Genomic DNA, 25,177 nt, shown 5'->3' on the forward strand with positions numbered 1-25,177 from the left:
GCCGGGCTGGTTGGGTTTCTACCCGACCAGAGTGAGCACGCGCGGACCGTGCTCGGTGATCGCGATGGTGTGCTCGGAATGGGCGGTGTTGGATCCGTCGGCCGCGCGCAGTGTCCAACCGTCCGGATCGACGACCAGCTGGTTGGCTCCGCGTCCCCACCACGGCTCCAGCGCCAGCGTCAGGCCGGGTTTGAGGACCATGCCGCGACCGCGCTTGCCTCTGTTCGGCACGTGCGGGTCCTCATGCATGGTGCGGCCCAGCCCGTGACCGCCGAAGTCGGTGTTGACGGCGTACCCCGCGGCGGCGGCCACGTCGCCGATGGCCGCCGAGATGTCGCCGAGCCGTCCGCCCGGGACCGCGGCCGCGATGCCGGCGGCCAGGGCGCGGCGCGTGGAGTCGACCAGCGCGGTGTCCGCGGCGTCCGAGGTGTCGCCGACCACCACCGTGATCGCGGAGTCCGCCACCCATCCGTCGATCGAGACGGCGAAGTCCAGCTTCAGCAGATCGCCGTCGCGCAACACGTAGTCCCACGGAAGACCATGCAGCACAGCATCATTGACCGAGAGGCAGATGACATTGCGGAAGGGGCCGCGGCCGAACGACGGCGAGTAGTCCCAGTAGCAGGATGTCGCGCCGCGCTCGTCGATCAGCGCCCTCGCGCGGTGTTCGAGCTGCATCAGGTTCACGCCCGGCTCGGCGTCGTGCGCCAGCGCGGCCAGTGTGCGCGCGACGAAATCGCCGGTGACGGCCATCTTGTCGATTTCTTTGGCGGTTTTGAGTTCGATCATCGGAATGCGGCTCCCTGCTGTCGGTATTTTTATACCGTATACTCGGCCGCATGGTGCGTGTGCCGCTGACCCCCGAACAGATTCGAGCCGGACAGCGCCTCGGCGCGTTGATCAGGACGGCCCGGGCCGGCCGTTCACCCGAGCTCGTCGCCAACGATGCGGGCATCTCGCCAGAGACGCTGCGCAAGATCGAAGTCGGCAGGCTGCCCAGCCCGAGTTTTGGCACCGTCGTAAGCCTGTGCGAGGCACTGGGTTTGCCGTTGCAGGACGCCGTCGACGTATGGCGGGACGACGATGCGGCGCAGGCTAGTCGACGCGAAACCGCTTGACCCGAGACGTCGCTCCGGCCGTCAACGTCACGGCGCTGCGCGCCACCCCCAGGTGCTCCGCGAGCAGCCGAGCCGCGGCCTCGGTGGCTTTGCCCTCATTGGCCGGCTCACGTACGAAGATCGTCAGCGAGCCGTCGTCGGCAGTCTCGACCAGCGGCCCCTTGCGGCTGCCCGGCTTGACGGTGACGACGACGGTCCGGCTCACCTAGCGCGCGACGACCACCGACGAGCCGTGACCGAACAGGCCCTGGTTGGCGGTCACGCCGACCTTGGCGCCCTCGACCTGACGTCCGGTGGCCTGACCCTTGAGTTGCCAGGTGAGTTCGCAGACCTGGGCGATCGCCTGGGCGGGGATGGCCTCGCCGAAGCTGGCCAGCCCGCCGGAGGCGTTGACCGGAATCCGGCCGCCGATCGTGGTGGCGCCGCTGCGGAGCAGCTGTTCGGCTTCGCCCTTGGCGCACAAGCCCAGATGCTCGTACCAGTCGAGTTCCAGCGCGGTGGACAGGTCATAGACTTCGGCCAGCGACAGGTCCTCGGGGCCGATCCCGGCCTCGGCGTAGGCGGCGTCGAGGATCTGATCCTTGAACACCCGGTCCGGTCCTGGCACCACGGCGGTGGAATCGGTTGCGATGTCCGGCAATTCGGGCAGGTGCTGCGGATATTGCGGGCTCTGCAGGCTCACCGCGCGTACCGACGGCACGCCTTGTACCGAGCCGAGATGCTTCTCGGCGAACGCCTTGCTGGCCACGACCACCGCGGCCGCGCCATCGGAGGTCGCGCAGATGTCAAGCAGCCGAAGGGGATCGGAGACCACCGGGCTGGCAAGCACGTCCTCGACGCTGGCCTCCTTGCGGTAGCGGGCGTACGGGTTGTTCAACCCGTGCTGCGCATTCTTGACCTTCACCTGAGCGAAGTCCTCGAGGGTGGCCCCGTAAAGGTCCATCCGGCGGCGCGCCAGCAGCGCGAAGTACACCGTATTGGTGGCGCCGATCAGGTGGAAGCGCTGCCAGTCGGGATCGTTGCGGCGTTCCCCGCCGACCGGGGCGAAAAAGCCCTTCGGGGTGGTGTCCGCGCCGATGACCAGTGCCACGTCGCAGAAGCCGGCCAGGATCTGCGCCCGCGCGCTCTGCAGGGCCTGCGAGCCGCTCGCGCAGGCCGCATAGCTCGAGGTGACCGGGATGCCGTTCCAGCCGAGTTTCTGCGCGAACGTCGCACCGGCCACGAAGCCGGGGTAGCCGTTGCGGATGGTGTCGGCGCCGGCCACCAACTGGATCTGGCGCCAGTCCAGGCCGGCTTCGGCCAGCGCGGCGCGGGCGGCGACGACGCCGTACTCGGTGAAGTCGCGGCCCCACTTGCCCCAGGGGTGCATGCCTGCGCCGAGGATGTAGACGGGCTCAGCGGTCATTTGGCGATCTCCCATGCGTAGGTGACGCGCTCGGTGCCGTCGTCGTCGGTGTAGAGCGTCATGGTGGTCAGCTCCACCTCCATACCGACCTTCAAATCAGCGGCCAGCGTGCCTTCGGCGACCTTGCCCAGCACGATCAGGCCCTCGTCGGCGAGCTCGACAGCGGCGACCGCGAACGGTTCGAACGGGTCCGGCGACGGATACGGCGGGGGAGGTGCGTAGCGGTTCTCGGTATAGCTCCACACCGTGCCGCGCCGCGAGAGCGCGACGGCGTCGAGGACATCGCTGTCACACGCCGGGTTGGGGCAGTTGTTGGCCCGCGGCGGGAACACGTATGTCCCGCACTGAGGACACTTGCCGCCGATCAGATGCGGCACACCGGCGTCGTCGTGGTCCCACCAACCATCGATCGCCGGTAGTTGCGTGGGGGCGTCTGGAGAAGCTGGCACGGGGTCATCGTAAGCGATGCGACCCGCCGAATTGAAACGTGTTCCAGTTCAGAAGTTGGGATCGGTAGCCGGCCACGAGAGGTGAAGTCGTGGCATGGGACTTTTCAAGAAACTGAGGGATCCGGCCCTGCTGGGCGGCCCGTCGAACGCGTCGGTGGCCGACGACGACCCGATCTGGGAACCGATCAACGGCATCTCGTTGGGCAATTACGCCGAACTCGCCCTCGCCGCGCAGAAACGCGGTGTCACCGACGAGGCCGGCATGATCGCACTCGGTCAGGAACGCGGCTGGGATCCGGCCGACACGAAGGCCGCGCTCGACGGATGGGTGCAGCGGATGGGCCAGTCGATGGCCGTCGGGCAGCGATTTCGCAAGCTCCTCGGGTACTGAGTGTCGGGGGCGGTGCATAGAGTGATGGCGTGACGGCGAGCGCTACGGACCAGAAACCGACCCTGCTGCTGCTGGATGGCAATTCGCTCGCGTTCCGGGCGTTCTATGCGCTGCCCGCCGAGAACTTCAAGACCAAGAACGGGCTGACCACCAACGCGGTCTATGGCTTCACCGCCATGCTGATCAACCTGCTGCGTGACGAGGCGCCCACCCACGTGGCCGCCGCCTTCGACGTCTCCCGGCAGACCTTCCGCAAGGAGAAGTACCCGGAGTATAAAGAGGGCCGCTCGGCAACGCCGGACGAGTTCCGCGGCCAGATCGAGATCACCAAAGAAGTGCTCAACGCACTCGGGATCACCGTTCTGGCCGAGCCCGGCTTCGAGGCCGACGACATCATCGCCACGCTGGCCACCCAGGCCGAGCAGGAGGACTACCGGGTGCTGGTGGTCACCGGCGACCGGGACGCGCTGCAACTGGTCAGCCCGGACGTCACGGTGCTCTACCCGCGCAAGGGCGTGAGCGACCTCACCCGGTTCACCCCCGAGGCGGTCGTGGAGAAGTACGGCCTGACCCCGACGCAGTACCCCGACTTCGCGGCGTTGCGCGGCGACCCGAGCGACAACCTGCCGGGCATCCCGGGGGTGGGCGAGAAAACCGCCGCCAAATGGATCGTCGAATACGGCTCGCTGCAGGGCTTGGTCGACAACGTCGACTCGGTGCGCGGCAAAGTCGGAGATGCGTTGCGCGAGAACCTGTCCAGCGTCATCCTCAACCGGGAACTCACCGACCTGGTCAAGGAGGTTCCGCTGGCGCAGACCCCCGACACGCTGCGGGTGCAGCCGTGGGACCGCGACCAGATCCACCGTCTTTTTGACGACCTCGAATTCCGGGTCTTGCGCGATCGGCTGTTCGACACGCTGGCCGCCGTCGAACCCGAGGTCGACGAGGGCTTTGACGTCCGCGGTGGGCAACTCGAACCCGGCACGGTGGCGGCGTGGCTGGACGAGCACGCCCGCACCGGCGCCCGGTCCGGTGTCGCGGTCGTCGGCACCCACCGGGTGTACGACGGTGATGCCACCGCTGTGGCGATCGCCACCGCCGACGGCGACGGCGCCTACATCGACACCGCCGGTCTGACGCCCGACGACGAGGCCGCGCTGGGGGCGTGGCTGGCCGACGAGAGCGCGCCGAAGGTGTTGCACGAAGCCAAGATTGCAATGCATGACTTGGCCGGCCGGGGCTGGCAGCTGGCCGGTGTCACTTCCGATACCGCGCTGGCGGCGTATCTGGTGCGGCCCGGGCAGCGCAGTTTCGCCCTCGACGACCTGTCGCTGCGTTACCTGCGTCGCGAGCTGCGTGCCGACAACCCTGAGCAGCAACAGCTTTCGCTCCTCGACGACAGTGAAGGCGTGGACGATCAGGCGGTGCAGACGCTCATCCTGCGCGCCCGCGCGGTCGCCGACCTGGCCGACGCACTGGATGAGGAGCTGGAGCGCATCGACTCGTCGTCACTGCTGGGCCAGATGGAGCTGCCGGTGCAGGCTGTGCTGGCCGGGTTGGAGAATGTCGGCATCGCCGTCGATTTGGACAAGCTGAACACTCTGGAGCGGGAGTTCGCCGAGCAGATTCGGCAAGCCGCCGACGCGGCGTACGAGGTGATCGGTAAACAGATCAACCTGGGTTCGCCCAAGCAGCTGCAGGTTGTGCTGTTCGACGAGCTCGGCATGCCGAAGACCAAGCGCACCAAGACCGGCTACACCACCGACGCCGACGCGCTGCAGTCCCTGTTCGACAAGACCGGACACCCATTCCTCGAGCATCTGCTGGCGCACCGCGACGCCACCCGGCTCAAGGTCACGGTCGACGGGCTGCTCAAGTCGGTGGCCGCCGATGGGCGCATCCACACCACGTTCAACCAGACCATCGCCGCGACCGGGCGGCTGTCGTCGACCGAGCCCAACCTGCAGAACATCCCGATCCGCACCGACGCCGGGCGCCGGATCCGCGACGCGTTCATCGTCGGATCGGGCGGTGGCTCGGCATTCAGCGAGTTGATGACCGCCGACTACAGCCAGATCGAGATGCGGATCATGGCGCACCTGTCCAAGGACGAAGGCCTGATCGAGGCGTTCCGGACCGGGGAGGACCTGCACTCGTTCGTGGCGTCGCGCGCGTTCGACGTCCCCATCGACGAGGTCAACGCCGAACTGCGGCGCCGCGTCAAGGCGATGTCGTACGGCCTGGCCTACGGGCTCAGCGCCTACGGTTTGTCGGCGCAGCTGAAGATCTCGACCGAAGAAGCCAAGGTCCAGATGGAGCAGTACTTCAACCGGTTCGGCGGCATCCGGGACTACCTGCGCGACATCGTCGACCAAGCCCGTAAAGACGGATACACCTCGACCGTGTTCGGCCGCCGGCGTTACCTGCCGGAGCTGGACAGCAGCAACCGGCAGGTGCGCGAGGCCGCCGAACGCGCCGCGCTCAACGCACCCATCCAGGGCAGCGCCGCCGACCTGATCAAGGTGGCGATGATCAACGTCGACTCGGCGATCAAGGAGCGTGGACTGGCATCGCGCATGCTCCTGCAGGTGCACGACGAGCTGCTGTTCGAAGTCGCGGACGGCGAACGTGACACCCTCGACGAGCTGGTGCGCGACAAGATGGGGAGCGCGTACCCGCTGGAAGTTCCGTTGGAGGTGTCGGTGGGTTACGGCCGAAGCTGGGACGCCGCCGCGCACTGACGGTCCTCGACGGTGGCGGGGTTGACGTGCAACTCGCGAGGCCCCGTCGGTAGCCGCCAGTGGAACGTGATCGCCGCCAGCCGCAACAGGGTGGCCACGATCGACCCGACGGCCACCCCCAACCACTGCGAGCCGACCGAATCGATCGCGACGTAGACAACTGCGCCCAGCATGGCCGGCGCCGCATACATGTCGTCGGGACCCATCACCATCGGGACCTCCCGCGCGACGATGTCACGCATGATGGTGCCGGCGATCGCGGACACCATGCCCAGCAGTGCGGCGGCGAAATAGCTGGCGCCGTGATCGACCGATATCGCCGCGCCGGTGGTCGCGAAAAATCCCATGCCGATGGCGTCGAGCACCAGCACGAGTTGGCTCAACTTGATCACCAGCTTGGCGAAAGCCGTGGTCAGCACCGCAGCCACGAAACACACCGTGACAGGAGCCCAGTGCTGCAGCGACGCCGGCGGGAACGCGCCCAGTAGCACGTCGCGCATCACATTCCCCCCGATGCCGGTCAAGACGGCCAGGACGGCGATGCCGAACAGGTCGAACCCCTTGCGGACACCGACCACCGCACCGGATGCGGCGAGGACTGCGATCCCCGCGTATTCCAGGATGTGCTGGATCATGCCCGCGAAGGTAGGAGGCGAAGCTAGGAACCGGCTGAAAAGGGCTGCGGACTCAGCCAGTGCAGCACCGGGCCGGCGGCGGCGCGGGCAGCGACCACGCCGTCGACCTCCAGCTGCAGTAGCGCGAACACCCTGGCATCGCCGAAACCGCGGTCTATGCGGTCACGGACGAATGCCAGCTCGACAACTTGGACTGCAAATTTCTTGACGCCGCGACCGGCCGGGCGCCCACCGAAGCGGGTGGCGGCGGCCACCGCCTCCTTGCGGGTGCGGATCGACCCCAGCCAGCCGGCCTCGGCCGGGGTCAGCAGGCCTGCGGCGACCATGCCCGGCAGCTTCTCGGCGACGACGCGTTGTTCGCCGCGGCGACTGCGTACGGCCAGCATGACCGCCAAGAAGAACATCGGCATCATCCACACCACGTACAAGCCGAAGTACGCGCCCGGACCGGCCAGAGAAGACCCGTTCCACAACCCGTGCATCACCACTGCGGCCAGGTACCCGAGCGTCACACACCCCGCCTTGGCAAACCAATTGCGTTGCTGCAGAGCGAAATGCACGCCGATCGCGGTGAAAGTCGTGAACAGCGGATGGGCGAACGGGCCCATCACCAGACGCAATCCCGCCGTCAGCAGAGAGTCGCCCAGCGAGCCGCCGTCGGCGATGTAGAAGATGTTCTCCAGCCAGGCGAAGCCGATCGCCGTCATTCCCGCATAGACCAAACAGTCGGTCAGCGAGTTCAGCTCGGCACGGCGCACACCCGTCATCATCAACAGCAGGAACGCGCCCTTGGCTGCTTCCTCGATCAGCGGAGCGCCGACCGCGATGGTGAAGGGGCTGGAATCCGAACCGCCGGTGTTCACCGCGGCGTCGAAGACCACCTCGAGGCCCACTGACACCACAACGGCCACCGAGGCGCCCCAGACGAAGGCGAACACGAGCAGCCGCGGCGGCTCCGGTTCCCATCGGTCCAGCCACAGATACGACAGCACCACCAGCGTCGTCGCTGTGGTGGCCAGGATGAAACCGATCACGGTGCCTGCCGGATTCACCGCGGTCAGCAGGGTCAAGATCAACCCGGCGACGGTGCCGAGAATGATGATCACCGCCAGCGGGGCGCCGACCTTGCGGACCGGCCGGGGCAACGGTGGCGGGAAGGGGTAGGACACCTGAGCAGGGTATTCGACCAGAGGCGTCCACAGCGGGCTCACAGACCCGGGTTTGTCCAGCGTGTGCCTAGTCGAGTAGTCTCGGAGAGTACCTGTGTGCACTTAGCGGGTACAGCACCACAGATACATCCCCGAAAGCACTGTCCCTACGATTAAGCCTGTCCGGAGCAACCCAACAATATGCCAAGTCCCACCGTCACCTCGCCGCAAGTAGCCGTCAACGACATCGGCTCGGCCGAGGACTTTCTCGCCGCGATCGACAAGACCATCAAATACTTCAACGATGGCGACATCGTCGAAGGGACCATCGTCAAGGTTGACCGCGACGAAGTCTTGCTCGACATCGGCTACAAGACCGAGGGCGTCATCCCCTCCCGCGAACTCTCCATCAAGCACGACGTCGACCCCAATGAGGTTGTGTCCGTCGGCGATGAGGTGGAAGCCCTCGTCCTCACCAAGGAGGACAAGGAAGGCCGCCTGATCCTGTCCAAGAAGCGCGCTCAGTACGAGCGTGCCTGGGGCACCATCGAGGCACTCAAGGAGAAGGACGAGGCCGTCAAGGGCACCGTCATCGAGGTCGTCAAGGGCGGCCTGATCCTCGACATCGGCCTGCGCGGCTTCCTGCCCGCATCGCTGGTCGAGATGCGACGCGTCCGCGATCTGCAGCCGTACATCGGCAAGGAGATCGAGGCCAAGATCATCGAGCTGGACAAGAACCGCAACAACGTGGTGCTCTCGCGCCGCGCGTGGCTCGAGCAGACCCAGTCCGAGGTGCGCAGCGAATTCCTCAACCAGCTGCAGAAGGGCGCCATCCGCAAGGGTGTCGTGTCCTCGATCGTCAACTTCGGCGCGTTCGTCGATCTCGGCGGCGTCGACGGCCTGGTGCACGTGTCCGAGCTGTCCTGGAAGCACATCGATCACCCGTCCGAGGTGGTTCAGGTGGGCGACGAGGTCACCGTCGAGGTGCTCGACGTGGACATGGACCGCGAGCGGGTTTCGTTGTCGCTCAAGGCGACTCAGGAAGACCCGTGGCGCCACTTCGCCCGCACCCACGCCATCGGCCAGATCGTGCCCGGCAAGGTCACCAAGCTGGTGCCGTTCGGTGCGTTCGTCCGTGTCGAAGAGGGCATCGAGGGTCTGGTGCACATCTCCGAGCTGGCTGAGCGCCACGTCGAGGTGCCGGATCAGGTCGTGCAGGTCGGCGACGACGCCATGGTCAAGGTCATCGACATCGACCTGGAGCGCCGCCGGATCTCGCTGAGCCTCAAGCAGGCCAACGAGGACTACACCGAGGAGTTCGACCCCTCGAAGTACGGCATGGCCGACAGCTACGACGACGCGGGCAACTACATCTTCCCGGAGGGCTTCGACGCCGACACCAACGAATGGTTGGAAGGCTTCGACAAGCAGCGCACCGAGTGGGAGGCCCGTTACGCCGAGGCCGAGCGCCGGCACAAGATGCACACCGCACAGATGGAGAAGTTCGCCAAGGCTGAGGCCGAGGCGGCCGAGCGTCCGGCCGGTAACGGCTCGTCGTCGTCTTCCTCGTCGAGCTCGGGTGAGTCGGCCGGTGGTTCGCTGGCCAGCGATGCTCAGCTCGCGGCTCTGCGCGAGAAGCTGGCGGGCAACGCCTAAGTAATCCACGATTGACGCCCCGGCTCATCCGAGCCGGGGCGTTCGTCGTCTCGGGCGCCTGAAAGACTGTTCTAGTGCTGCGTATTGGACTCACCGGCGGTATCGGCGCCGGCAAGTCGACGGTGTCCGCCACGTTCTCGGAATGTGGCGGCATCGTCGTCGATGGGGATGTCATCTCCCGCGAAGTCGTCGAACCGGGGACCGAAGGTCTGGCCAAGCTGGTCGACGCGTTCGGGTCACAGATCCTGCTGCCCGACGGCGCGCTGAACCGCCCGGCATTGGCCGGAATCGCCTTCAGCGACGAGGATAAGCGGCAGACCCTGAACGGCATCGTCCACCCGCTGGTGGCGACTCGGCGCTCGGAGCTGATCGCCGCGGCAGGCGAGGATGCCGTGATCGTCGAGGACATCCCGCTGCTGGTCGAATCGCAGATGGCGCCGATGTTCCCGCTGGTCATCATCGTGCACGCCGACCCCGAGGTGCGAGTCAAGCGGCTGATCGAATACCGCGACTTCTCCGAGTCCGACGCCAGGGCCCGGATCGCCGCGCAGGCGACCGAAGAGCAACGACGACTGGTCGCCGATGTCTGGCTGGACAACTCCGGCAGCTCCGGGCGGCTCGTCGAGCAGGCGCGTGAGCTGTGGTACCAGCGGATCGTGCCGTTCGCGCACAACCTCACGACCCGTACCCCGGCGCCGAGTTCGACCGCGGTGGTGCCCGCAGATCCCAGTTGGCCCGACCAGGCCCGACGAATCCTGGCCCGGCTCAACTCCACCTGCGGGCACCGGGCGGTGCGGATCGACCACATCGGGTCGACGGCAGTGCCCGGTATGGACGCCAAGGACATCATCGACGTCCAGGTGACGGTTACCTCGCTGGAGGTCGCCGACGAACTCGCCGACGACTTACTGCGGGCCGGATATCCCCGCGTCGACTCGATCACCTCTGACGTGCCGAAGGCAGGTACCGATCCGGCCTTGTGGCACAAGCGTTTCCATGCTTCCGGCGACCCGGGCCGGCCTACCAACGTCCACATCCGAGTGGACGGTTGGCCCAATCAGCGGTTCGCGCTGCTGTTCGTGGACTGGCTCACGGCCAACCCTGGTGTGCAGGCCGACTACCTGGCGGTCAAACACTCCGCGGCTCGGCACGCAGACATCGGGGCATACGCCGAGGCGAAGGAGCCGTGGTTCCTCAATGCCTACCGCCGGGCGTGGGAATGGGCCGACACAACCGGCTGGGCGCCGGCCGTCTGACTATCGGAACGCTCGGCGCCGTTCCAAGATCAGCAACGGGATCTCGCGGGGCGTGTTGCGCTGATAGCCCGCATATCCCTTGTAGGCCTTGACAACTCGCGGCCACAACTCGGCTCGCTCTTCTGTGCTGGCGGTGCGGGCCAGCATCGGAACAGTCGCGCCGTCAACGGTCACGCCGACGTCCGGGTTGGCGATCGCGTTCTTGTACCAGTCGGGGTGATCCTGGTGGCCGCCCTTGGATGCGACGACGACGATGCGGTCCTTGTCGTGAACCGGAGACGTCAACAGGTTGGCGTACGGCTTCCCGGATTTGCGGCCGACGGTGTGCAACTCGACGGTCAACATACCCATGACCGTGCGTGGAAAGCGCCCGCCGGTGAGTGTGAGCATCATCCGGTGGCCGTTTTCCAAGAGCCAGGCGCCGGCCTCGGCGACACGATCGGGTTTCTGCACGTGCCCAGAGTATCGGCGATCGCGGACTTCTACGTCGTCGGTTCCGGCGCCGGGGCGGGTGCGGGCGGGGGCGCGGCGCTCGGGGCAGGGGTGTCCAGCGGCGCGCCGCACTGGATGGTGCCGTAGAGCGGGTCGTCCTTGGGGCGGAACAGTCGGGGGGCGATGAACTGGTCCGCCTGCGCCACGATCTGGTCGTCCACCAGGATCTCGCAGTGCAGATTCGATCCGTACGGCCACTGGATGGACAGTTCCATGCCGGCCTTTTTGGGATCGTGCAGAACCGTGTTGACCTCGAAGGTCATTCCCGGTAGCAGCGTGGGTTGGTCGCTGTTGACGTTGTTGTCGTCGATCTTGTATGCGACCACGGCGCCGCGTGAGGTCCCGTCCGCCCGGGCCCGGTAGGTGATGTTGTGCAGCAACTGCGGGTTGGCGTCATCGGCGGCCACGGGCGTCGGTGGGGGCGCGGGATCCGGGTCGGCCAGCGCGGTCGCCGCCGTTAACTGAGAACCCACGACCAGAGTGGCCGCGGCGACGATGCTCAGCCATCCGCGCGTGGTGGAGCTCATAGCTAGGCAGACTACCCGTCCGGTGGGGCACTGCCGATTCGTTGCCCCGCCCGAAGGAGGCTCAGCGCCAGGTCAATGTCATTCCCTCGGCGGAAAGCCAGGCATTGAGGTCGTGGTCGTGACGGGCGAGGCCGGCCACGGCGCCGACAACGCACTGCAGGGCGGCCTCCGCGGTCTCGGTGGGCAACAAGCCCTCGCGGTGGGCGGCGAACAGCTCGTCGGTGTCGATGAGGTCGGTGCGGTCACCGGCGTAGACCACCAGGTCGAGGTAGTGGTCCTCGGTATGCCAGGCGGTGTCGCCGACAGTGATCATGCCGATGTCGAGGTAATAGTCCTGCGGCCGCTCGTAGCCGGGGTTGAAGTGGAAGACATTGGCCCGCAGACCCAGCGACGGCAGCAGCCACGACTCCAGATAGTGGAACTGGGCGCGGCCCGGGGTGGGCCGGGCCATGTACAGGCCCCACGGGGTGAGCACGTAGTCGTCCACCGCCCGCACGAAGCCCTTCGGGTCGGTGTTGGTGTACGCGACCAGGTCGAACGTCTCCTGCTTGGGCGGATGGACCGTCACCGCGTCAGCGTAACGAGGGCCGGCGTCACGAGGAATGAATGTGTCGGTGGGGACGCTTAACCTGGGGACATGGCATTCGCTACCGAACACCCGGTGATCGCGCACTCGGAGTACCGACCTGCCGCTGACGCTGTGGACGGCCTGGTGCGCACCGGCGCCGAGTTCCAAGTGGTCAGTGAGTACGAGCCCGCCGGTGACCAGCCTGCCGCGATCGAGGAGCTGGAACGCCGGATCAGGGCGGGGGAGCGTGACGTCGTGCTGCTCGGTGCGACGGGCACCGGCAAGTCCGCGACCACGGCGTGGCTGATCGAACGGCTGCAGCGGCCCACGCTGGTGATGGCGCCGAACAAGACGCTGGCCGCCCAGCTGGCCAACGAGTTGCGGGAGATGTTGCCGCACAACGCTGTTGAATACTTCGTCTCGTACTACGACTACTACCAGCCTGAGGCATACATCGCCCAGACCGACACCTACATCGAGAAGGACAGCTCGATCAACGATGACGTGGAGCGGTTGCGCCACTCGGCGACATCGAGTCTGCTGTCCCGACGCGACGTTGTCGTCGTCGCGTCGGTGTCGTGCATTTACGGCCTGGGCACCCCGCAGTCCTACCTCGACCGGTCGGTCGAATTGGAGGTGGGCACCGAGGTGCCCCGCGACGGCCTGCTGCGGCTGCTCGTCGACGTCCAGTACACCCGCAACGACATGTCCTTCACCCGTGGTTCCTTCCGGGTGCGCGGCGACACCGTCGAGATCATCCCGTCCTACGAGGAGCTGGCGGTTCGCATCGAGTTCTTCGGCGACGAGATCGAGGCGCTGTACTACCTGCACCCGCTCACCGGTGACGTGGTCCGCCAGGTCGACTCGCTGCGGATCTTCCCGGCCACCCACTACGTGGCGGGTCCGGAGCGGATGGCGATCGCCATCTCGACGATCGAGCAGGAGCTGGCCGAGCGGCTGGCCGAGCTGGAGAACCAGGGCAAGCTGCTCGAAGCCCAGCGGCTGCGGATGCGCACCAACTACGACATCGAGATGATGCGTCAGGTCGGCTTCTGTTCGGGCATCGAGAACTATTCGCGCCATATCGACGGCCGGCCGGCCGGGTCGGCGCCGGCGACGCTGCTGGATTACTTTCCCGAGGACTTCCTGCTGGTGATCGACGAGTCACACGTCACCGTCCCGCAGATCGGCGGCATGTACGAGGGTGACATGTCCCGCAAGCGCAACCTCGTCGAGTTCGGCTTCCGGCTGCCGTCGGCGGTGGACAATCGGCCGTTGACCTGGGAAGAGTTCGCCGATCGGATCGGCCAGACGGTGTACCTGTCGGCAACGCCCGGGCCGTACGAGCTCAGCCAGACCAGTGGTGAGTTCGTCGAGCAGGTCATCCGCCCGACCGGCCTGCTCGACCCGAAGGTCGTGGTCAAGCCGACCAAGGGCCAGATCGACGACCTGATCGGCGAGATCCGGGCCCGCACCGAACGCGACGAGCGGGTCCTGGTCACCACGCTGACCAAGAAAATGGCCGAGGACCTCACGGACTACCTGCTCGAAATGGGCATCCGGGTGCGCTACCTGCATTCCGAGGTCGACACCTTGCGTCGGGTCGAGTTGCTGCGGCAGCTGCGCCTCGGCGAATACGACGTGCTGGTCGGTATCAACCTGCTCCGAGAAGGTCTGGACCTTCCCGAGGTGTCCCTCGTGGCGATTCTGGACGCCGACAAGGAGGGGTTCCTGCGCTCCACCCGAAGCCTGATCCAGACCATCGGCCGTGCGGCGCGCAACGTGTCCGGTGAGGTGCACATGTACGCCGACAAGCTCACCGATTCGATGAAGGAAGCCATCGACGAGACCGAGCGGCGCCGCGCCAAGCAGATCGCCTACAACGAAGAGCGCGGCATCGACCCGCAGCCGCTTCGCAAGAAGATCGCCGACATCCTCGATCAGGTGTACCGAGAAGCCGACGACACCGAAGCGATCGAGGTCGGCGGCTCGGGCCGCAATGCGTCCCGGGGCCGGCGGGCGCAAGGCGAGCCGGGGCGTGCGGTGAGCGCGGGCATCGTCGAAGGTCGTGACACCGCGAACATGCCGCGCGCCGAACTCGCCGATCTGATCAAGGATTTGACTGCGCAGATGATGGCGGCGGCACGCGACCTGCAGTTCGAGCTGGCCGCCCGGATCCGCGACGAGATCGCGGATCTGAAGAAGGAGTTGCGGGGGATGGACGCGGCCGGGCTGAAATAGCCGGGCGCGCTTGAACTCAACCATGGTTGAGCCTTTACGGTGATGCCATGACCGAGACGACCGCATCGGCCGCAGGCAGCTGGCGCGAGCTGCTGGGTCGCGACTATCTCGGCGCCGTCATCGTGCTGGCCGGTGGCGTGGCGATCTACGCCATCAACGAATTCATCACCATCAGCCTGCTCCCGAGCGCCGTCGCCGACATCGGGGGTGAGCGGCTCTACGCCTGGGTGACCACGGTGTACCTGGTCGCGTCGGTCACCGCGGCGACGACGGTAGGCCCGGTTCTGACCCGATTCGGCCCGCGCGCCGCGTATCTGGGCGCGTTGCTGTCGTTCGCGGCGGGCAGCGCGCTGTGCACGCTGGCGCCGTCGATGCCGCTGCTCCTCGGCGGGCGGGTCGTGCAGGGCTTGGCCGGTGGTGTGCTGGCCGGTCTCGGCTATGCGGTGATCAGTGCGGCGCTGCCAGACCGATTGTGGACCCGCGCGTCGGCTGTGGTCTCGGCGATGTGGGGAGTGGGCACCCTGGTGGGGCCGGCCGCCGGCGGCTTGTTCGCCCAATTCGGTGTGTGGCGAGGCGGATTCGGCTTGCTCGCGGTTCTCGCAGTGGCGATGAGCGTGTTGGTCCCGCTGGCGTTGCCGGCCCGGGCCGACACCGACCAGCAGGTGCCTCGGACACGAATCCCGGTGTGGTCGTTGCTTCTTCTCGGTGTGGCAGCTCTGACGGTCAGCGCGGCGGTGATTCCGCACAGGGCAGGCGCCATCGCGGGACTGCTGATCGCAGGCGCGGTGCTGGTGGGGGTGTTCATTGTCGTCGACCGGCGGGCTTCGGCGGCGGTATTGCCGCGCAGAGCATTTGAGCCGGGGCCGTTGAAGTGGATCTACCTGACCCTGGGTCTGTTGATGGCGTCGACGATGGTGGACATGTATGTGCCGTTGTTCGGTCAGCGGCTGGGCGGTCTGGCGCCGGTCGTGGCGGGTTTCCTGGGTGCGGCTCTGTCGGTGGGCTGGACGGTGGGGGAGATCGCCAGCGCGTCGATCACCAATGTCCGGACCACGGTGCGCGTGGTGGCGATCGCCCCACTGGTGATGGCCACGGGTCTGGCGCTGGCGGCAGCGACCCAAACTGACGGTGCGCCAACAACAGTCGTAGTCCTGTGGGCTGTGGCGCTGGTGATCACGGGCTCCGGTATCGGCATGGCGTGGCCGCACCTGTCGGCGTGGGCGATGGGTTCGGTGATCGACGACGCTCCTCAGCAGGCGGTGGCCGCGGCCGCGATCAGCACTGTGCAGCTGATGTGCGGAGCGTTCGGCGCCGGGTTGGCAGGTGTCGTGGTGAATGTGCGTGTTGCGCCCGATGCGAGCGCGAGCCGGCTGATGTTCGGTGCGTTCGCCGTTCTGGCGGCGGCGGGGTGCGTGGCCTCCTACCGTTCCGGGTGTGAACGGGCGGACTGAGGCCTACTCGTCCTTCTCGTCAATCCGGTGCACGCCGGTGACCCCGGCTATTGCCGCGACTGTGGTAGGGGCGCGCAGGATTTGGGTGCCCGACAACGTCAACATGACACCGCCGTCGCTGTCGGTACTCAGCTCGGTGAGGCTCCACTGGTGTTTCTCGCAGGTGGCGAGGATGCGGGTCAGCACGCCGCGGTCGACGTCGTAGGTGACCCGCAGCCGCACCGAGCCGGCCAGTCGCGCGGTCAGACGCCTGCTGAGCGGGTTGAAGCCCAAGACGATCACGAAGTGCAGGATCGTCACGATGATCGCGAGCTTGACCAGCCCCGCGGCGGCGGCCATGCCGATGGCCGCGCACTCCCAGATCGCGGCCGCTGTGGTCAACCCGTGCACGGCGCCCTGCCGGGTGATGATCAGCCCCGCGCCGAGGAAGCCGATGCCGGAGACGATCTGGGCGGCCACCCGCGACGGGTCGACCTCCACCAGGCCTGTGCTCAGCACGTCGGAGAAGCCGTACTTGCTGACGATCAGGATCAGTGCGGACGCTGTGCCGACTATCGCCTGGGTACGCAGGCCGGCGCTCTTGCCATGAATTTCGCGCTCCAGGCCGATCAACGCGGTCAGCCCGAACGCGATCAGAAGTTCGACGATCTGCCGGGTGCCCTGTCCGGGACCACCGAGCAACGGCGGGTCGGCCAACCAGATCTGCATGTCGCCACCGTATTCGCCCGGCGGCGACCCGGGCAGCAATCACGCTGAGCCAAACGATGGGCGAGTCGCGGTAGCGCTGGAAAAGTATCGCCTGACACGCGGGTGTGGCTGAGTGGCTGGGCACCGGCTTGCAAAGCCGTTTAGACGGGTTCGAATCCCGGCACTCGCTCCGATCGTGATCTCGGTACCGTTGCCTGCCGTGGCGAAGTCGAAGAAGAAATGCTGTCGAAGCACGCCACGCTGCACGAGCTGTCCGCTCGTGCTGCACAAGGCCCAGCAGCCCGAACGGCGAGGCGTCAGCGGCACAGACCTGGACAAGGTGTTCCGGCGCCGCGAGTCCTGATCTCGTTCGGCGCGCGACCTGCAGGTCAGCGAATGTTGCGCGATCAAATTGTCGCCGGGGTAACCGCGACAACACCGCTTAGCAACAGTTCGATAACCCCCGAATGGCTGGCCCGGTTCGGTACTTACACGTCTGTAGTTTCCCTGGCAGGCCTCTCACAGAAACGGGGAAACGATGTCTCGGACCACCTCTCGCGTGGCGGCGGTCACTGCCATGGCGACGGCGGGGTTTTTCTGGACGGCTCCGCTGTTCAGCCCCCGTGCGGTTGCCGACTTCGGCAGCCCCGGTGTTCCGTGCATGGGCATCCTTCACCAAGGCCTCACGACGCCGCCCGATCTGTCCCAGGGCATCCCCGGTACGTCGAACACGCTGTTCACGAACAATCCTCCGACTGCAGGCGGTCCCATCCCGCCCGCGACCGTGCCCGGCACCATTCGCGTCCCACCCGCCAGCGCGCCCGGCTCGCCCGGCATGCCCGGCACCGGTGGCGTGACCGTCCCGCCGGCGTCCGTCCCCGGTGCGCCCGGGACCAGCACGACCCGCGGCATCCCGACGCCGCCCGCCGCGGTTCCCGGCGCTCCCGGCGTTCCCGGCGGTGGGGGCGTCCCCGGTACGCCGCTCGGTGTTCCTGGTACTCCTCCCGGCGGTGGCGGTGGCGGTATTCCGGGGGTGCCCGGTGGTGTTCCCGGTACTCCTCCCGGTGGCGGGGGTGGCGGTATTCCGGGGGTGCCCGGTGGTGTTCCCGGTACTCCTCCCGGTGGCGGGGGTGGCGGTATTCCGGGGGTGCCCGGTGGTGTTCCCGGTACTCCTCCCGGTGGCGGGGGTGGCGGTATTCCGGGGGTGCCCGGTGGTGTTCCCGGTACTCCTCCCGGGGGTGGTGGCGGCGGTATTCCCACCCCGCCCGCAGGTGTGCCCAGCGCTCCCGTCAGTGACGCTGCGGGCGTGCCCAACGGTGGTGCCGGCGCGGCTGGCGCCCCGGTGAGCGATGCCGCTGCTGCCGCTCAGCCCGGTGGTGGCGGAGCCGGTGCGCCCGGTGGCGGTGCCGGCGGCCCAGGTGGCGGCGGTGCCGGCGGAGGCTCGGGTGCCGGTGGCCCCGGCGCGCCCGGCGCTCTGCCTGCCGGCGCCGGAGGCGCGGGCGCTCCGATCTCTGATGCCAACGGACTCGTTCCTCCGGCTCCTGCCGGTGTTCCGGCCGCTCCGCTCGCCGACGCCTCCGGCCTGGCGCCTGCGCCGCCGGCCGCAGCTCCTCCCGCCGCCGTCCCCGGTGGCGGCGCAGTCCCGCCCGGGCCGCCAGCCGGCGTGCCCGGCATCCCCGGCGGCGGTGGCGGCGACGTCCCGGGTACTCCGCCTGCTGGTGTCCCTGGTGTTCCCGGTGGTGGCGGTGGCGACGTCCCGGGTACTCCGCCTGCTGGTGTCCCTGGTGTTCCCGGTGGTGGCGGTGGCGACGTCCCGGGTACTCCGCCTGCTGGTGTCCCTGGTGTTCCCGGTGGTGGCGGTGGCGACGTCCCGGGTACTCCGCCCGCCGGCGTCCCCGGCGTCCCCGGGGGAGGTGGCGGTGGGACCCCGCCGGTTCCGCCGGCCGCGGTCCCGGGCGATGTTGTGCCCGAATCCGTTGTGACTCCGCCGGTTCCGCCGGCCGAGGTCCCCGGTGGCTCGATCCCGGGCTCCGGTGGAACCCCGCCCGCGCCGCCGGCGGCGGTCCCCGGTGGCGACGTCAACGGCTCGGTGTCAACGCCTCCGGCCGAGGTTCCCGGCGTCCCCGGGGGCTCGAACCAGGTCACCGTCAACACGCCGCCGGTTCCGCCGGCCGCAGTCCCCGGCAACGTGATCAACGACGCGTCCGGCACGTTGCCGCCGCCAGGAGCTTCGGTGCCGGGTGTCCCGCTCGGCGGCGGAATGCTCAACGTTCCCGGAACTCCGCCGGTCACCCTGCCGGGTGTGCCCAGCGCGGCGTCGACCCCGGGTATCGTCACGCCGCCCGCCGCGGTCCCGGGTGGCCCCGGAGTCCCGATCAACGTGAATGTGCCGGGAGCACCCGTGGCGGTGCCCGGCACCCCGGGAACCCCCGGTATGGAGATCCCGCCGACGCCGCCGCAGGTGATCCCCGGCACGCCGGGAACCCCTGGCGACGAATCGCTTCCAACCCCGCCTGCCGCAGTCCCCGGCGCCCCCGGTGGGGGTACCGGTGGCGGCGTGCCGACTCCGCCGGCCGCAGTCCCCGGTACTCCCGGAGGCAACCTTGTCGAGACCGGTTCGACCCCGCCGGCCGCTGTTCCGGGTACGCCCGGTGGTGGCACCGGTGGCGGTGTGCCGACCCCGCCCGCTGCGGTTCCCGGTACACCCGGTGAAGGCACCGGTGGTGGTCTGCCGACACCTCCGGGTGCGGTTCCCGGTGGCCCCGGCGAAGGTACCGGTGGCGGATTGCCGACGCCGCCTGCTGCCGTCCCTGGTGGTCCAGGTGGTGGTACCGGTGGCGGTGTGCCGACCCCACCGGCCGGCGTTCCCGGCGTGCCGGTCGGCGAAGGTGGTGGCATCCCCGGCCCCGCCGGTGTCCCGGCCGCGCCGATCACCGACAACGCGGGTGCCGCCGTTCCGGCGGCACCGATCACCGACAACGCCGGAGCAGCCGGTGTGCCGGCCGCCGCGGTCACTGACAACTCCGGGCTCGCAGCCGCTGGAGCTGGAGCCGGGGCTGGTGGCGGTGGTGGCGCAGGCGCTGCCGGAGCTGGCGGCGCCGCAGGCGCGCCGGTCGCCGACGCATCGGGTGTCGTCGCACCGTCGGCCGGTGTGCCCGCGGCGGACATCGCCGCTGCCGCAGCCGGTGTGCCCGCCCCGCCGGGGGCACTACCCGCGGCCGCTGACGCCGGCGGTGGTGCCGGCATCCCGACGCCGCCGGCAGCTGTTCCCGGCGGTCCGGGTGGTGGTGGCGGCGGTGGAGTTCCGACGCCTCCGGGTGCGGTCCCGGGTGGTCCGGGTGGTGGCGGTGGCGGTGGAGTTCCGACGCCTCCGGGTGCGGTCCCGGGTGGTCCGGGTGGTGGCGGTGGCGGTGGAGTTCCGACGCCTCCGGGTGCGGTTCCGGGTGGTCCGGGTGGTGGTGGCGGCGCTGGCCTCCCCACTCCGCCTGCCGCGGTGCCGGGCACTCCGTTCACCAACAACATCGTGACGCCGGGTACCCCGCCCGCAGCGGTGCCGGGTGGTCCGGGAGGCGGCGGAGGAGCCGGACTCCCGACTCCGCCCGCCGCGGTGCCGGGTACGCCGGGCGGCAATCGGGTGGCGACCCCGCCGACCCCGCCGACAGTGCTGCCGGGTGGTCCGGGTAGTTATGTCGGACCCACGCCGGGCGGCCTTGGAACCCTGATCCCGTCGGCGCCGATCTCCGACGCCGCGGGCAGCCTGCCCACGCCTCCCGCGCAGCTGCTGCCGACGATGGCGCAAGGTGTCGCGACGCTGCTCTCGCCGCCGCAGATCACGATCCCCGGCATCCCGGGCTTCGGGATTCCGTTGCCGTCGACCATCTCGACGCCGCGTGACCTGCTGTGCATGGGCACGGGCTGGTCGGCGAAGGCGGGAACCGAGTCCGGTGCCCCGGCCGGGGCCCTGCTGGGCACCGAAGTGCCACCGGCGAACCGCTGGTTCGGTAACTGACATCGGAATCGAGCCGGGGGATCAACCATCCTCGAGCAAGCGCGCCAAGATGTCCGGGTAGTAGAGGTGAGCCAGGAAGTGCCCGCCGGGTCGCTCGTACAGGGTCGCGCCGGGAATGCGACGGGCCAGTTCGGGCGGCCAGGCGCGGTCGACCAGTTCGTCCTGCTGACCGCCCCAGACGTCGGTCGGGACGGTGATCTGCTCGGGGGCGAAACCCCACGGTCGCAGCCATGTCCGGTAGTCCTCGGCGACGCCATCGGGTCGGCGCAGTGCCTCGGCCGACATCCGGGCGAACTCGTCGTAGCCCTCGTCGCGCACCACGGCGGCGTCCGCGGTGCCCAGCTGGCCGGCGGCGAGGCGCCCGTATAGCGCGGGCGCCCGTCGCGCGGTCAGCGCCATTGCGGCGAAGCACGGTGTGACCAGCCGTGGCGCCCGTTGCGACAGCCGGGTGTAGATCCGGTCGAACGCCGGCAGGCGCGCGAACACTCCCGGCTCGGTCAGCGGCAGCGCCCCGGCGATGATCGCCACCCTCCGCACCCGCTCTGGCAGCGCCCAGGCCAGTGCTGCCGCGTACTGGCCCCCCATCGACCAGCCCATCGCGGCGAATCGCCCGACGGCGAGCTGGTCCATCAGGTCGGCCACGTCGTCGGCCCAGTCCAGGAGGGTGCGGCCGGGCCGCGGATCGGATCCACCGATTCCGGGCCGGTCCGGCGAGATCAGCCGGACGCCGGCCGTGCGCGCCGCGGCGTCGGCGGCGGCCACATCCAGCCGGCAGGCCAGTCCGCCGTGGGCGTTGACGACGACCTCGCCGTCGGGCGCGCCGTACTGCGCGTAACACACCGCCCGCCCGTCACGTAGTCGTGCGGTGAGGCTCTCGGCGGGTGCGCGCATCGTCGGTCGCTTTCTCTTCAGCCGGATACTGGCCCCGCAGCTCGGCCGGGCCGGTCGCCATTCTTCAGCGCAATGCAACGCGGGCCGAAAGTCACTGCCCGGCAATACTTGTGCGGTATCTGTCGGTGTCCGGCGGCGCATCATCGAAGTGACTTGGTGACCTGTGCGAAATTGAACTGCCAGCGTTCGACGATGCGGAAGCCGAATCGGTAGGGCACCTGGTAGGCCATCGCCCTCCCGAGTCGTGGACCCGCGTGCAGCGCGGTGCCCTGCTCGTGCCGCGGCAAGGACGTGTCGTGCTCGGATACTGTCCAGATCGCCGGGCAGTAGGGCATCTTGTCCGCCCACGCCCAGACGGCAATGTGCGCGTCCCACAACATGTTTCGTTGAATGCCTGTTGGGCCACGGCCGTAGTCGCGCAGCTTGGCGAATGCCGCGGGTCGCGCGGCGATCAGCGGGCGGATCGGGCCGGGTTTCCATGCCGTCGAGTTGTCCATCACCAGGCAGTCGCCAGGCGCCGCATGTCGGGTGATGACGTCGGCGACCTGGCTGTAGTCCATGCCCTCCTTGGCATACGGCCCGCGCTGGGCCAGGTAGTTCGGCGTCGCCGCGATCGCGAACACCACGAGCAAGGCGGTGATCCACGCACGGGACGAGCGTCCGATCGTGACAATGCACAGGCCGAGGATGAGCGCCATGGCGGGAGTGGTGAACGACAGGTAGCGCGGGTAGTAGACCGGGTTGCGCAGCATCGAATACCCAAGCACAGCCATAGTGGGTAGAAGGATCCACGCGAGCGCGACCACGACCAGTCGCCGCGGGCGCCACCCGGCCCGCCGCCACGAGATCAGGCCGGCGAGACCCAGCAGTCCGCAGAGCACCGCGACGGCTCGTGAACCGTCAAAGTATTGGTCTACCAAGATCATTCCGACGGTTCGAGCACTCAGCGGCGAAATCCACCCCACCTGGAACAGCTGGCCCTGGCTGAAGAACAGGAAAGGGCACGTCGCAGCGCCGGCTGCCGCCGCTGCCAGCACCCAGCCCCACCGCGCCCTCCTGGATTCGGCCATGGTCGTGACCATCACGGCGTGAGCCGGCAGCAGCAAAATCGCGAAGACATTCAACAGCGTCGCGCCGATCGCGAGAACCGCGTATCCGAGCCACCATCTCGGCCGGTCGCGGCGCAACGCGAGCACGCACAGCACCGTGAGCCAGACAGCGGCGACCACGGTCAGTGCATAGGAGCGGGCTTCCATGCCCGCCCACGTCACGCGCGGCAGCATCGCGAAAACCACGCCTGCCGTGACCGCGACTGTACGGGTCGACAGAAGGCGGCCCAGCACCACGACACCAGCGGCCGCCAAGCCCACGGCGACCGAACTGGACAACCGCGACCAGAATTCTGTCGCGGGGAACACCGCGAACCAACCGTGCATGAGCAGGTAGTAGAGGCCGTGAACGGCGTCGATGTTGCCGAGCATCCGCCACAAGTCGGGCAGCGGCCTGGTGGACGCCGAGATCGTGGCGGCTTCGTCGAACCACAGTGATGGACGCGCCGCTCCGGCGGCGCTGAGCGCAGCGGCGAACACCGCCACCCACGCGGCGTCCAGGGGCCGGGCGGGCGGGGCGCGCCGCTGCTCGTCGCCGAGGACCCGTTCGGTCCGGAGGGTGATACTCACATGGGTCGTCCTGTACCGCTGTCGATGGTGCGCCAAACGTTAACCCGCAGCCCACCCATCCTGTCCGGCGAACCAACCGTTGTGCCGGCAAAATTCGTTGGTTTTGAATTGCGTCTATTGGTGTGGCAGTGCCGACAATCGCGAATCGGATGCGATGTGGATTTGCAATTTCCGGTGCTGTCGTACGGCTCACGCAACTGTCGGGGACGCTATTTTCCCCGGTAGAGTGGCATTGCGCGGCGCGCCGGAATTGCCGCGTGACGTGAATCGCACCCTTGTGCGGTGCCAAAGCGATAGTGTTCCCGGTGGCGTTGAAATTGGAGACTGGAGGGTACGAATGGGCGGTTACAAGACCGTGGTCGTCGGCACGGACGGCTCGGATTCATCGCTGCGTGCAGTCGACCGGGCGGGTTACCTCGCCTCCGAACCTGGCTCCAAAGTCATCGTGGCGACCGCCTATTTCCCGGCCAATGAGGACACCCGCGCGGCAGACCTGCTGAAGGACGAGGGCTACAAGATGGCGGGCAATGCTCCCATCTACGCGATCCTGCGCGAGGCACGCGACCGTGCGAAGGCTGCAGGTGCGGCCGAAGTCGAAGAGCGCGCTGTTGTCGGCGCTCCGGTTGACGCGCTGGTGGAACTGGCCGAAGAGGTCAGCGCCGATCTGCTGATTGTCGGCAACGTCGGCTTGAGCACGATCGCCGGCCGCCTGCTGGGTTCGGTGCCGGCCAATGTGGCACGCCGGTCCAAGAGCGACGTGCTGATCGTTCACACCACTGGTTAGCCGGCCCGGTTGGGGGTAGGCGCAGACTGGTCTGATGACCTACTGCCGAACCCGCCTGTGGGTCGATGGCGTACTGAAGGCGGAAGACTTTCCGCTGCAGGAGACCTCAAACCATCTTGCCGAGCGCAACGCGCTGGTCTGGGTGGACATGTGCAATCCGGATCACGACGTGTTGTGTGAGCTTGCCCAGGAACTGGGCTTCGATCAGCACGCGATCGAGGACACCGTTGCGCACGCCGAACGCACGAAGGCGACTCGGTATGCGACGCATACGTTTCTGACGGTGTACGCGACCGCGTTGGCCCCGCCGCTGGCCAATGATCTGGAGTCGCGTCTGCTGCTGGCGAGGGTGTCCATCTTCGTGCTGCCGGCGGGGATCGTCACGGTGCGTCACGAATTAGACCCGCAGAAGCCGGTTTTCGACATCGACGAGGTGGTCCGGCGGTGGGATGAGAACGCCGATCTGCTGAAGATGGGTCCGCCGGCGTTGCTGCACGGCTTGCTCGATGTGATCGTCGACGGACAGTTCGACACCATCCAGCAGCTCGATGACGCCATCGAGGCACTGGAGGACGGCTTGTTCGACGACCGGGCGGTGACCCGCACGATCCAACGCTCCACATACCGGCTCCGCAAGGAACTCGTGGAGTTGCGCCGAGTCGTGCTGCCCATGCGTGAGGTCATCAACACGATCATGCGACGTCGGGCCGAGCATGCCGACACCGTCGCACTCGACAGCTGGTATTCCGATCTCTACGACCACGTGATTCGCGCGGCAGAGTGGACGGAGTCGTTGCGCGACATGATCACGACGGTGTTCGAGACGAATCTGTCGCTGCAGGACGCGCGACTCAACACGATCATGAAGAAGCTCACCGGCTGGGCGGCGATCATTGCGGTGCCCACCGCGGTCACTGGGTGGTACGGCCAGAACGTCCCCTACCCGGGCTTTCAAAGTGTGGTCGGTTTGGTGTCCAGCGCGGTGATCATCGTCTTGGTCTCGGGGCTTCTCTACGTCACCTTCAAACGACGCGGCTGGCTCTGAGACA

The 25,177-nt window shown here is 68.0% G+C and carries 22 protein-coding genes; 10 read left to right on the forward strand and 12 right to left on the reverse strand.

From position 1 onward, the window contains the following. Window positions 1-18: 18 nt before the first annotated feature. Window positions 19-789: a type I methionyl aminopeptidase gene (map, locus tag Y900_RS23285; protein WP_036344745.1), complete on the reverse strand. Its 771-nt coding sequence runs from the start codon at window positions 787-789 to the stop codon at window positions 19-21. Between the two features lie 50 nt (window positions 790-839). Here map and Y900_RS23290 point away from each other — a divergent pair, with 50 nt between their 5' ends. Beyond that, complete coding sequence (locus Y900_RS23290) at window positions 840-1,118, forward strand: helix-turn-helix domain-containing protein (protein ID WP_036344746.1); 279 nt, start codon at window positions 840-842, stop codon at window positions 1,116-1,118. Here the strand turns inward: Y900_RS23290 and Y900_RS23295 are convergent. From Y900_RS23295 to Y900_RS23305, 3 genes are read right to left on the reverse strand one after another with little or no spacing between them, the layout of a single operon-like run. Further along, window positions 1,096-1,323 (reverse strand): DUF167 domain-containing protein, encoded by a 228-nt coding sequence (locus tag Y900_RS23295; RefSeq protein ID WP_036344747.1) that lies wholly within the window; start codon window positions 1,321-1,323, stop codon window positions 1,096-1,098. The two genes, Y900_RS23290 and Y900_RS23295, sit on opposite strands and share 23 nt — an antisense overlap. Further along, complete coding sequence (locus Y900_RS23300; RefSeq protein ID WP_036344748.1) at window positions 1,324-2,523, reverse strand: lipid-transfer protein; 1,200 nt, start codon at window positions 2,521-2,523, stop codon at window positions 1,324-1,326. Then, on the reverse strand, window positions 2,520-2,972 hold the full coding sequence (locus Y900_RS23305; protein WP_036344749.1) for a Zn-ribbon domain-containing OB-fold protein: 453 nt from the start codon (window positions 2,970-2,972) through the stop codon (window positions 2,520-2,522). The genes Y900_RS23300 and Y900_RS23305 overlap by 4 nt, the downstream gene beginning before the upstream one ends. A 94-nt stretch (window positions 2,973-3,066) precedes the next feature. Here Y900_RS23305 and Y900_RS23310 point away from each other — a divergent pair, with 94 nt between their 5' ends. Both Y900_RS23310 and polA read left to right on the forward strand, forming a co-directional pair. After that, window positions 3,067-3,363, forward strand: a complete 297-nt coding sequence (locus Y900_RS23310; protein WP_036344750.1) for a hypothetical protein — start codon at window positions 3,067-3,069, stop codon at window positions 3,361-3,363. A gap of 29 nt (window positions 3,364-3,392) precedes the next feature. After that, window positions 3,393-6,104 carry a DNA polymerase I gene (polA, locus tag Y900_RS23315; protein ID WP_036344751.1) on the forward strand — a complete coding sequence of 904 codons (2,712 nt, stop codon included), beginning with the start codon at window positions 3,393-3,395 and terminating at the stop codon, window positions 6,102-6,104. Here polA and Y900_RS23320 read toward each other — a convergent pair. Continuing rightward, window positions 6,071-6,739 (reverse strand): trimeric intracellular cation channel family protein, encoded by a 669-nt coding sequence (locus Y900_RS23320; protein ID WP_051660218.1) that lies wholly within the window; start codon window positions 6,737-6,739, stop codon window positions 6,071-6,073. The genes polA and Y900_RS23320 overlap by 34 nt on opposite strands. A 23-nt stretch (window positions 6,740-6,762) precedes the next feature. Next, window positions 6,763-7,908 (reverse strand): PrsW family intramembrane metalloprotease, encoded by a 1,146-nt coding sequence (locus Y900_RS23325; RefSeq protein WP_036347622.1) that lies wholly within the window; start codon window positions 7,906-7,908, stop codon window positions 6,763-6,765. A gap of 180 nt (window positions 7,909-8,088) precedes the next feature. Here Y900_RS23325 and rpsA point away from each other — a divergent pair, with 180 nt between their 5' ends. Both rpsA and coaE read left to right on the forward strand, forming a co-directional pair. Continuing rightward, window positions 8,089-9,543 carry a 30S ribosomal protein S1 gene (gene rpsA, locus Y900_RS23330; protein ID WP_036344752.1) on the forward strand — a complete coding sequence of 485 codons (1,455 nt, stop codon included), beginning with the start codon at window positions 8,089-8,091 and terminating at the stop codon, window positions 9,541-9,543. 74 nt (window positions 9,544-9,617) lie between these two features. Then, complete coding sequence (gene coaE, locus Y900_RS23335) at window positions 9,618-10,799, forward strand: dephospho-CoA kinase (RefSeq protein WP_036344753.1); 1,182 nt, start codon at window positions 9,618-9,620, stop codon at window positions 10,797-10,799. Here the strand turns inward: coaE and Y900_RS23340 are convergent, their stop codons facing one another. The 3 genes from Y900_RS23340 to Y900_RS23350 all read right to left on the reverse strand — a co-directional run bounded on the left by Y900_RS23340 (window position 10,800) and on the right by Y900_RS23350 (window position 12,386). After that, a complete protein-coding gene (locus Y900_RS23340; RefSeq protein WP_036344754.1) occupies window positions 10,800-11,252 on the reverse strand; it encodes a nitroreductase/quinone reductase family protein in 453 nt (150 codons plus the stop codon). Between the two features lie 29 nt (window positions 11,253-11,281). Further along, window positions 11,282-11,818: a hypothetical protein gene (locus Y900_RS23345; protein WP_036344755.1), complete on the reverse strand. Its 537-nt coding sequence runs from the start codon at window positions 11,816-11,818 to the stop codon at window positions 11,282-11,284. Window positions 11,819-11,879: 61 nt separating this feature from the next. Continuing rightward, window positions 11,880-12,386 carry a ribonuclease FAU-1 family protein gene (locus tag Y900_RS23350; RefSeq protein WP_081845209.1) on the reverse strand — a complete coding sequence of 169 codons (507 nt, stop codon included), beginning with the start codon at window positions 12,384-12,386 and terminating at the stop codon, window positions 11,880-11,882. Window positions 12,387-12,455: 69 nt separating this feature from the next. On the opposite strand from Y900_RS23350, the gene uvrB reads away from it, so the two are divergent. After that, window positions 12,456-14,627, forward strand: a complete 2,172-nt coding sequence (gene uvrB, locus Y900_RS23355; protein WP_036344756.1) for an excinuclease ABC subunit UvrB — start codon at window positions 12,456-12,458, stop codon at window positions 14,625-14,627. Window positions 14,628-14,674: 47 nt separating this feature from the next. Then, a complete protein-coding gene (locus Y900_RS23360; RefSeq protein ID WP_036344757.1) occupies window positions 14,675-16,078 on the forward strand; it encodes an MFS transporter in 1,404 nt (467 codons plus the stop codon). A 3-nt stretch (window positions 16,079-16,081) separates the two neighbouring features. On the opposite strand, the gene Y900_RS23365 is transcribed toward Y900_RS23360, so the two are convergent. Continuing rightward, window positions 16,082-16,786: an MgtC/SapB family protein gene (locus tag Y900_RS23365; protein WP_036347625.1), complete on the reverse strand. Its 705-nt coding sequence runs from the start codon at window positions 16,784-16,786 to the stop codon at window positions 16,082-16,084. A 517-nt stretch (window positions 16,787-17,303) separates the two neighbouring features. On the opposite strand from Y900_RS23365, the gene Y900_RS32175 reads away from it, so the two are divergent. Next, on the forward strand, window positions 17,304-20,774 hold the full coding sequence (locus Y900_RS32175; protein ID WP_131536252.1) for a hypothetical protein: 3,471 nt from the start codon (window positions 17,304-17,306) through the stop codon (window positions 20,772-20,774). 21 nt (window positions 20,775-20,795) lie between these two features. Here Y900_RS32175 and Y900_RS23380 read toward each other — a convergent pair whose 3' ends face one another. Both Y900_RS23380 and Y900_RS23385 read right to left on the reverse strand, forming a co-directional pair. Beyond that, the gene (locus Y900_RS23380; RefSeq protein WP_036344758.1) at window positions 20,796-21,665 is read right to left on the reverse strand and encodes an alpha/beta fold hydrolase; all 870 of its coding nucleotides are present in this window, start codon (window positions 21,663-21,665) and stop codon (window positions 20,796-20,798) included. A 140-nt stretch (window positions 21,666-21,805) separates the two neighbouring features. Further along, window positions 21,806-23,344 carry a glycosyltransferase family 39 protein gene (locus Y900_RS23385; RefSeq protein WP_036344759.1) on the reverse strand — a complete coding sequence of 513 codons (1,539 nt, stop codon included), beginning with the start codon at window positions 23,342-23,344 and terminating at the stop codon, window positions 21,806-21,808. 337 nt (window positions 23,345-23,681) lie between these two features. On the opposite strand from Y900_RS23385, the gene Y900_RS23390 reads away from it, so the two are divergent. Both Y900_RS23390 and Y900_RS23395 read left to right on the forward strand, forming a co-directional pair. Further along, window positions 23,682-24,128, forward strand: a complete 447-nt coding sequence (locus Y900_RS23390) for a universal stress protein (protein ID WP_036344760.1) — start codon at window positions 23,682-23,684, stop codon at window positions 24,126-24,128. A gap of 34 nt (window positions 24,129-24,162) precedes the next feature. Next, the gene (locus Y900_RS23395; protein ID WP_036344761.1) at window positions 24,163-25,173 is read left to right on the forward strand and encodes a magnesium transporter CorA family protein; all 1,011 of its coding nucleotides are present in this window, start codon (window positions 24,163-24,165) and stop codon (window positions 25,171-25,173) included. Window positions 25,174-25,177 lie beyond the last annotated feature (4 nt).

This window comes from Mycolicibacterium aromaticivorans JS19b1 = JCM 16368 (assembly GCF_000559085.1).
Classification (GTDB): domain Bacteria; phylum Actinomycetota; class Actinomycetes; order Mycobacteriales; family Mycobacteriaceae; genus Mycobacterium; species Mycobacterium aromaticivorans.

What these genes read in the sequence shown, in the direction of transcription:
- Y900_RS23290 (WP_036344746.1), top strand. Translation starts at nt 840, where the DNA reads ATGGTGCGTGTGCCGCTGACCCCCGAACAGATTCGAGCCGGACAGCGC.
- uvrB (WP_036344756.1), top strand. Translation starts at nt 12,456, where the DNA reads ATGGCATTCGCTACCGAACACCCGGTGATCGCGCACTCGGAGTACCGA.
- Y900_RS23310 (WP_036344750.1), top strand. Translation starts at nt 3,067, where the DNA reads ATGGGACTTTTCAAGAAACTGAGGGATCCGGCCCTGCTGGGCGGCCCG.
- Y900_RS23395 (WP_036344761.1), top strand. Translation starts at nt 24,163, where the DNA reads ATGACCTACTGCCGAACCCGCCTGTGGGTCGATGGCGTACTGAAGGCG.
- Y900_RS23320 (WP_051660218.1), bottom strand. Translation starts at nt 6,739, where the DNA reads ATGATCCAGCACATCCTGGAATACGCGGGGATCGCAGTCCTCGCCGCA.
- map (WP_036344745.1), bottom strand. Translation starts at nt 789, where the DNA reads ATGATCGAACTCAAAACCGCCAAAGAAATCGACAAGATGGCCGTCACC.
- Y900_RS32175 (WP_131536252.1), top strand. Translation starts at nt 17,304, where the DNA reads ATGTCTCGGACCACCTCTCGCGTGGCGGCGGTCACTGCCATGGCGACG.
- rpsA (WP_036344752.1), top strand. Translation starts at nt 8,089, where the DNA reads ATGCCAAGTCCCACCGTCACCTCGCCGCAAGTAGCCGTCAACGACATC.
- Y900_RS23390 (WP_036344760.1), top strand. Translation starts at nt 23,682, where the DNA reads ATGGGCGGTTACAAGACCGTGGTCGTCGGCACGGACGGCTCGGATTCA.
- Y900_RS23300 (WP_036344748.1), bottom strand. Translation starts at nt 2,523, where the DNA reads ATGACCGCTGAGCCCGTCTACATCCTCGGCGCAGGCATGCACCCCTGG.
- Y900_RS23380 (WP_036344758.1), bottom strand. Translation starts at nt 21,665, where the DNA reads ATGCGCGCACCCGCCGAGAGCCTCACCGCACGACTACGTGACGGGCGG.
- Y900_RS23360 (WP_036344757.1), top strand. Translation starts at nt 14,675, where the DNA reads ATGACCGAGACGACCGCATCGGCCGCAGGCAGCTGGCGCGAGCTGCTG.
- Y900_RS23345 (WP_036344755.1), bottom strand. Translation starts at nt 11,818, where the DNA reads ATGAGCTCCACCACGCGCGGATGGCTGAGCATCGTCGCCGCGGCCACT.
- Y900_RS23365 (WP_036347625.1), bottom strand. Translation starts at nt 16,786, where the DNA reads ATGCAGATCTGGTTGGCCGACCCGCCGTTGCTCGGTGGTCCCGGACAG.